Raw genomic sequence first — 6,769 nt, 5'->3', positions numbered from 1 at the left:
GCCAAAGATAGACCAGGCGACCGTCGATCTTGAGATAGACCTCGTCCAGGTGCCAAGTGGCGTGAGGCTTTGGTCGGGGGTGGCGGAGATCGGCGGCGATCCTGGGTCCGAAATGGTTCACCCAGCGGCGCACCGTCTCGTAGGACACGGCAATTCCGCGCGGCCAGCAGATCCTCGACGTCGCGGAAGCTGAGGGTGAACCGGAGATACAGCCAGATTGCCTGCTGGATGATCGCGGGTGGAAAGCGWTAACCGCTGTAACTGATCTTTGCCATGCTCAATGGCTACCAACCTGACCGAGGCGCAACAACTCCGCTACGCCGTGACAATGCCAACTGGACGATGAGTTGGCCCCCGGCACTTGGCGAAACTCGCACGGGGCCAGGAGACCAGACGGCGCATCAAGACCGGCTCGGTCCTTGTGCGCGAGCATGATGGGGTCAGCCATGAGGTCGTGATCGTGCCCGGTGGCTTCCTCTGGAACGGCGAGACGCATCGCAGCCTCTCGACGCTGGCCAAGCGCATCACCGGGACAACCCGGAATGGCCCGCGCTTCCTCGGGCTGCGACAGCAGCCGGCGGCGAGGCCACGCCATGAACCGCGAACCCGCCGTCAGGCCGCAGCGCTGCGCGATCTACACGCGCAAATCGACCGAGCATAATCTCGATCTCGCCTTCAACCCGCTCGATGCCCAGTGGGAGGCCCGCGAGGCCTACATCAAGAGCCAGGCGCATGAGGGCTGGAGCCTCGTTGGCGATCGCTTTGTTGATGGCGGCTTGTCTGCGCGGCGTGAGCCGGAGACAACAGAACCGATTTGGGCCCACTCGCAAGCTCGCCAGACATCGCCACTATGGGTATTCCTCAATAGCTCGAAGCTTCGGTACATACATCAGATTTCCCAAACCGAGTTGATCGAGCTCCTTCTTGCCCTCTTTCAGAATGACTGCATCGGGCCGCATGTGGCTCGGGATGACTCGCTTGAGCTTCGGATTACCGTTCGTAAGGAGGCGAGCCACCTGAGCGAACTCCGGCGGATCGCCGGCGAGGCCGAGAATCGCAAGGTCGGGCTTGTAAAGTGCGGCATAGAGCGGCAAGTCACCCAGCAGCGTGGAGTGGCCATTGTAGAACACAGTGAAGCCGTTCTCGAACGTAATGAAGAAAGCCACCGAAGGGCCGCCGTCTGCCCCGGACGGCAGCGTGTTGTCATGGCCGCTGGGCGCGATCTTGAAGGTGATCCCCTTCAACGTGAACCGGTCACCGATGCCGGCACGGCGGAACTSCTCCTGCTTGAGGCCATTCGACACCAGCCAACGTCCGAGGGGGCCGGGAGTGATGACGGTTGCGTCGGACTGGGCAGCAATTTCGATCGGATTGCCCATGTCGTCGTTATGGGCGTTTGGCACGAGGATGAAATCAGTTGGCGTGAGGTCGGCGAGCGCGATCGGACCGTCCGGGTTGCCCAGCCAAGGGCTGGTGAGTACGACTATGCCCTTCGGCGAGGTCAGCCTGTAGAATTCATGGCCGAGCCACTCCACCTTCACCTTCCCGCCTTCCTGGGCTGACTGTGCCAGCGCGGCGGCGGACAAAACAACGCCGAAGGCCAGCGAAATGCTGGCCATGACGAATTCATGAATTTTCGTGCAAGTATGGCCTGTTGGCATTGGAGTTAGCCTCCACGAGATCTTGGACGAAGTCGTCCCACCGGGTCATGAGATACCCATTCAGCAACCCTGCCTGCAGCGTCATGTCAGTTGGACGGCTCGACGCAATGGATATTAAAGGGCTTGCGAACGCCGCAAAGCTTAAATTCCCCGCCCGCATACCGTCAACGGGCATCGTCACGGGAATGGTTCGATCTGAGCGTGGCACGATAGGGGTGTTGTCCATAATATCTATCGACCGCCAATCACCACCGATCCATAAAGTCCCAATTCACCATTCCCGAAAAATCAGCTGGGAACAGAGATGGCTAGACCAATGGCTATTGTCACGGTGAAACTAACTGCAAGGATGTAGGGGTAGTCAGCGCACGGGTAGCCAAGGAGTGCTGCCACCATGAAACCGATCACTACCTGCGCCTTGATAGGACGCGCTTTAGCCGCTCTCGGCAGCGCTCCCGCCCAGTTCCAGCCGATCAAAGACGGCAAATTCCGGCTACAGTTGCAACTTCCCGAAGGGCGGCGACGTGCTGATTCAGTACGGCACGAGCTCGCCCGACAGAAACTTCGTCGTCACGATCAACGGCAAGCAGCACGCCTACGGCTCGGGCAGCTACTTCATCGCCCCGGATGACGACAGCGCTCCGACCTTCTTCTTCCAAAGCAACATGACGCGCTGGACGGATGATAGTACGAAGGAAACGGTGACCTGCAAGGAATGGCGGGAGCCACGCTCGTGAGCAACGTCGTCGACCTGTTCAAGGTGAAGAAGACGCCTCCGACCCCGCCAAGTGAGCCGCCTCAGGGCTATCCCCGCTTCGTCTGCCAGGAGACCGAGCCGAAGAAGGGTGCCCATGTTCGCGGCACGCTCTGCGTCGGGGCGCTCTATCTCATCGCGATCCTGCCGGCGACTGAGCTGCATCCCTGGCTCGGCATCGCCTGCACGGCGGTGGCGGCGTGGACGATGGTCTCCACCTTGATCTCCGGCGTTCCCGGCTTCTACCGTGTGGCCGAGTGCCTCGATTGCGGTACGGAGATCAAGATTGCGACCCACGCTAAGGGCATGAATTGCGAAGGCTGCCAGCGCCGCGTCGTGCTGCAGAAGGATAAGAAGCTGCGCTACGTCTGAATGAACTGCACATGGGGGGAGTCCGATGTACGTGCTCGTGACGTCCGATGGCTGCTATGTCCGGAAGGACGACAGCATGATCAGCTTCGTATCCGATCCCCATGAGGCGACGCGCTTCCCGACCAGGGAGGCGGCCTCGGAAGTCCAACCCGGCGATGGCACCGGCTTCCAGGGCCGCGTCGTGATGCTCACCAGCGCCTGCCTCGTCCATGAGAGCCGCCTGGCGCGACGCTGACGACTTTTCCTGTCGCGGGTGGTTGCAAAACGATGAGGCGGTCAGAATTCAAGCACGGCCAGAAATGGCGCGTTGTCCACAACGGCTTCAGGCTCTACGGCATGAGGCTGAGCGGACCGAATTGCTATCAGAGCTGGAGCATGGTCCTTCCGGTCGGAACGGTACTGACCTGCGCCGGGATCGGGGCGAGCCTCGGCGGCGACGTACCGATGATTAAATGGCTCGGCGAGCACGGCGAGGCCCTGAATGGCTGTGGGTTCAAGACGACCGGCAGCATATGGTCGAACGTGCCCGTCGAAGACTTCCTGGAGCGGGTCGCGAAGCAGAAGGCCCACTGACTTTTCCTGTCGCGAATTGCTCTGGCCTGGAGTGATTCACGGCTTCAGCAATACGAATGGCGGCGTGATCAAACGGCTTCACACTGCCCGCGCCTCCGAAGGCGGCGTGATGGCCGCCCGCCTCGCGGCCGCCGGCTTCAGTGGGCCCGACGTTATTCTGGAAGGTAAGTTCGGCTTCTTCGAAGCCTTTACCCGCGCCCCGAAGCTGGACGAGCTGCTGCGCGGCCTGGGCGAAACTTGGGAAACCGAGCGAATCTGCACCAAGTGCTACCCCCTGCCATATCTTCGCCCATACGCCGGTCCGGACGCTCGTCGAACTCAAGCAGCAGCAGGTGATCCGCTCCCAACGAGAGGTCCGATTTGATTGTTAGTGGATGGTGGGTCTGGCGGCTAGCGCGGGCGGCGTCGCTGGTCTGGGTTGCGCAGCCGCCCGCGCGGTCATGGCTGGCGCGAAGACCTCCGGGGCCGGCGGTTTGTAGCCAAGTGAACCATGCGGGCGCAGCGTATTGAAGTGGCGTCGCCAGCTTTTGATGACGCTTCAGCCAAGGTATAGAAGATTTCGCCATCCAGAAGCTCATCCCGGAGCCTGGCATGCCGGGACGTTCGCCACTACGGCTGTTTGACGGACGCGGCCGAAGCGCTTGAGGCCAAATACCCGTTAGCCGCGACATTGGCGCTAAGAGCGATGATCGATTTCGCGCTCGATAAGACCCGCGCCAAGCGTTATCCCCACGCGGCCCGGCACCCGCAAACCTGTGCTGAGCTTGCAAGACGGATCGGGGATTTCAAAGGGCATACCGATCACGATACCTACATTGCGACGCTCAAGGCGAAGCATGGCCGCAAGAGCGGTTTCTGGAACGCGTGATGATCCCTGCGCTGGGCGGCTGATGCCGAGCCGTCGCATTTCGCGCTAGATCGTGGAACGGCCCCGGCCGAGTTGGCGGGCAGCTTCTGCGGGGGAGGTTCTGGCTTCGATCAGCTTGATGACAGCATCGACCTTAGACGCGTCGGGCGGCTGCCACCTGCACGCTCTCCTTTCGCACTGTGCGATACCGGTCTTGGTCCGGCCATCAGCGCGGCGGAGATCGCACCATTCCCGTGACAATTCTGCCTACAATCTAATTCCGTCCATCGCAGCGGAGTTTGAGATTCTCGCCGCGGCGTGAAGGGCAGGAACTTTCAGATGCTATGGCGCCCAGGGATTTTCACAGAACCTTGCGTGTTTGGCTGACACAATCCGTTAATGTCAGCCGGCTCCCGGACGGAATGCATCCTTGCAAGCCCACCCCGCACCACCACCCTTGGACACGCTCGCTGGAACTGTGGAGCGGGTAACCTTCCACAACGCCGACAGCGGCTTTGCCGTGATCAGGGTGAAAGCGCGGGGCCGGCGCGATCTCGTGACCGTGGTGGGCCACGCCGCGACGATCGGAGCGGGCGAGTTCGTTACGGCCTCGGGCATCTGGATTACCGATCGAACCCACGGCCTCCAGTTCAAGGCGCAGGTCATGAAGACCACGCCGCCGACCGGGGCTGAGGGCATCGAAAGATACCTCGCATCCGGGCAGATGCGGGGGATCGGCCCCGCCATGGCCAAGCGCATCGTGGCGCTTTTCGGGGCGGCTACCTTCGACATCATCGAGGCTCATCCGGAGCGGCTGAAGGAGGTTACCGGCATCGGCCCGAAGCGCGCTGAGCGCATCGTGTCGGGATGGGCAGAGCAGAAGGCCGTCAGGGAGATCATGATATTCCTTCACGCCCACGGCGTCGGGACAGCCAGGGCTGTCCGCATCTTTAAGACGTATGGGCATGAGGCCATCGCTGTGATGACGGAAGATCCCTATCGGCTCGCCCGTGACATTCGCGGGATCGGCTTTCGCACAGCGGACTCGATCGCAGCAAAGCTCGGCATGAAGAAGACCGCGCCCCAGCGCTTGCGTGCTGGCGTTTCCTTTGCGCTTCAAGAGGCGACGGATGAAGGCCACTGCGGACTGCCTCAGGACGCCCTCGTGAAGTTGGCCGAAAAGCTCCTGGAGGTCGATGCCGCTCTGATCGCAACCGCGATCCGGACCGAATTGGAACGGGGTGACATTGTTTTGGACCGGATCGAAGACGCTCAGTGCGTTTTCCTGAAAGGTCTGCATGCTGCTGAACAGGCAATCGCGCGGCGCCTCGCTGATCTGGCTATTGGGCCGGCGCCATGGCCTGCGATCAATCACGACAAGGCTATGCCCTGGATCGAAAAGCGGACCGGCAAGGCATTGGCGTCCTCGCAGATCGAAGCAGTCCGTCTCGTGCTCGCCAGCAAGGTTGCCGTGGTCACTGGCGGCCCAGGCACAGGCAAGACGACACTTCTGGACGCCATCTTGCGGATTTTGGTCGCCAAGGGCGTGCGGGTGCTGCTGGCAGCCCCCACCGGACGCGCAGCCAAGCGGATGACGGAGCAGACCGGCATCGAGGCCAAAACCATCCACCGCCTGCTGGAGGTTGATCCGGCGAACGGCAGTTTCAAGAAGGGTCTGGAAAGTCCTCTCGACTGCCAGCTCCTGGTGGTCGATGAGACCAGCATGGTCGACGTACCACTGATGCACGCGCTACTGAAAGCCGTTCCACGCGGGGCAGGGCTTCTGCTGGTTGGCGATGTCGACCAGCTGCCATCAGTCGGGCCAGGACAGGTTTTAGGCGACATCATCTCGTCGCAGGCCCTGCCGACCGCTCGCCTGACGGAGGTGTTCCGGCAGGCCGCAACCAGCCGGATCATCGTCAATGCCCACCGCATCAACCAGGGGCAGATGCCGGAATCCGCCGCGCCGCGGCAAGACAGCGACTATTTCTTCGTCGAGATCGACACGCCCGAAAACGGTGTCGCGAAGATTCGAGAAATTGTGCGTGAACGGATTGCAAGACGCTTCGGGCTCGATCCGATCGCTGATATCCAGGTCCTATGCCCAATGAACCGGGGACTGCTGGGGGCGCGCAATCTCAATGTTGAACTCCAGCGGGTCCTCAACCCGAACCCCACGGCTTCGGTCGAGCGCTTCGGCTGGACCTTTGCGGTTGGCGATCGCGTTATGCAGACCGTAAATGACTACGACCGTGAGGTGTTCAACGGCGATCTCGGCATGGTCATAGGTATCGACGATGAGGAAGGCGAACTGACCGCCGAGTTCGACGGCCGGATCGTCAGCTATCCATTCGGTGAGCTCGATACGGTCGTGCTGGCCTACGCGACGACGATCCACAAATCACAGGGCTCGGAATACCCCGCCGTCGTCATTCCAGTGACGACCCAGCACTACATGATGTTGGCTCGCAATCTTCTCTACACGGGCGTCACGCGGGGAAAACGGCTGGTCGTCATCGTGGGGCAGAAGCGCGCGCTGGCCATGGCGATCAGGGCTGGCGG

9 protein-coding genes and 3 pseudogenes are annotated in these 6,769 nt (G+C 61.5%); 9 read left to right on the top strand and 3 right to left on the bottom strand.

All coding sequences use genetic code 11. The features are described from left to right. Positions 1-275 (bottom strand): annotated as a pseudogene (locus tag AC1D34_RS34735) (IS6 family transposase); the annotation flags it as partial. 86 nt (positions 276-361) lie between these two features. Between AC1D34_RS34735 and AC1D34_RS34730 the strand changes: the two are divergent. Together AC1D34_RS34730 and AC1D34_RS34725 are read left to right on the top strand one after the other, a co-directional pair. Beyond that, positions 362-661, top strand: coding sequence for a DUF2924 domain-containing protein (locus AC1D34_RS34730; RefSeq protein ID WP_441507970.1), 300 nt, complete (start codon positions 362-364; stop codon positions 659-661). Continuing rightward, positions 594-782 (top strand): annotated as a pseudogene (locus AC1D34_RS34725) (recombinase family protein); the annotation flags it as partial. The gene AC1D34_RS34730 and the pseudogene AC1D34_RS34725, both read left to right, overlap by 68 nt. Before the next feature lie 66 nt (positions 783-848). Here AC1D34_RS34725 and AC1D34_RS34720 read toward each other — a convergent pair. After that, the gene (locus AC1D34_RS34720; RefSeq protein WP_476826685.1) at positions 849-1,619 is read right to left on the bottom strand and encodes an MBL fold metallo-hydrolase; all 771 of its coding nucleotides are present in this window, start codon (positions 1,617-1,619) and stop codon (positions 849-851) included. A 566-nt stretch (positions 1,620-2,185) separates the two neighbouring features. On the opposite strand from AC1D34_RS34720, the gene AC1D34_RS34715 reads away from it, so the two are divergent. From AC1D34_RS34715 to AC1D34_RS34695, 5 genes are all read left to right on the top strand, one after another. Then, positions 2,186-2,398, top strand: a complete 213-nt coding sequence (locus tag AC1D34_RS34715) for a hypothetical protein (protein WP_441507968.1) — start codon at positions 2,186-2,188, stop codon at positions 2,396-2,398. Beyond that, complete coding sequence (locus AC1D34_RS34710) at positions 2,395-2,787, top strand: hypothetical protein (RefSeq protein WP_441507967.1); 393 nt, start codon at positions 2,395-2,397, stop codon at positions 2,785-2,787. Before AC1D34_RS34715 ends, AC1D34_RS34710 begins: the two co-directional genes overlap by 4 nt. A gap of 25 nt (positions 2,788-2,812) precedes the next feature. Then, complete coding sequence (locus AC1D34_RS34705; RefSeq protein WP_441507966.1) at positions 2,813-3,022, top strand: hypothetical protein; 210 nt, start codon at positions 2,813-2,815, stop codon at positions 3,020-3,022. Positions 3,023-3,054: 32 nt separating this feature from the next. After that, on the top strand, positions 3,055-3,360 hold the full coding sequence (locus tag AC1D34_RS34700) for a hypothetical protein (RefSeq protein ID WP_441507965.1): 306 nt from the start codon (positions 3,055-3,057) through the stop codon (positions 3,358-3,360). 64 nt (positions 3,361-3,424) lie between these two features. Continuing rightward, positions 3,425-3,724, top strand: coding sequence for an MmgE/PrpD family protein (locus tag AC1D34_RS34695; RefSeq protein ID WP_441507964.1), 300 nt, complete (start codon positions 3,425-3,427; stop codon positions 3,722-3,724). Positions 3,725-3,727: 3 nt separating this feature from the next. Here AC1D34_RS34695 and AC1D34_RS34690 read toward each other — a convergent pair. Continuing rightward, positions 3,728-3,960 (bottom strand): annotated as a pseudogene (locus AC1D34_RS34690) (integrase core domain-containing protein); the annotation flags it as partial. A 19-nt stretch (positions 3,961-3,979) separates the two neighbouring features. Between AC1D34_RS34690 and AC1D34_RS34685 the strand changes: the two are divergent. Both AC1D34_RS34685 and recD2 read left to right on the top strand, forming a co-directional pair. Further along, a complete protein-coding gene (locus AC1D34_RS34685; RefSeq protein WP_476826684.1) occupies positions 3,980-4,228 on the top strand; it encodes a DUF6880 family protein in 249 nt (82 codons plus the stop codon). A gap of 436 nt (positions 4,229-4,664) precedes the next feature. Continuing rightward, positions 4,665-6,769, top strand: a 2,105-nt coding sequence (gene recD2 / locus AC1D34_RS34680) for an SF1B family DNA helicase RecD2 (protein WP_476826683.1), incomplete at its 3' end; no start/stop codon positions are given.

Source organism: Allobosea sp. P1_A7 (assembly GCF_056406775.1).
The sequence above is the reverse complement of the archived record's forward strand: the minus strand, read 5'-3'. Positions and strand labels throughout refer to the sequence as shown.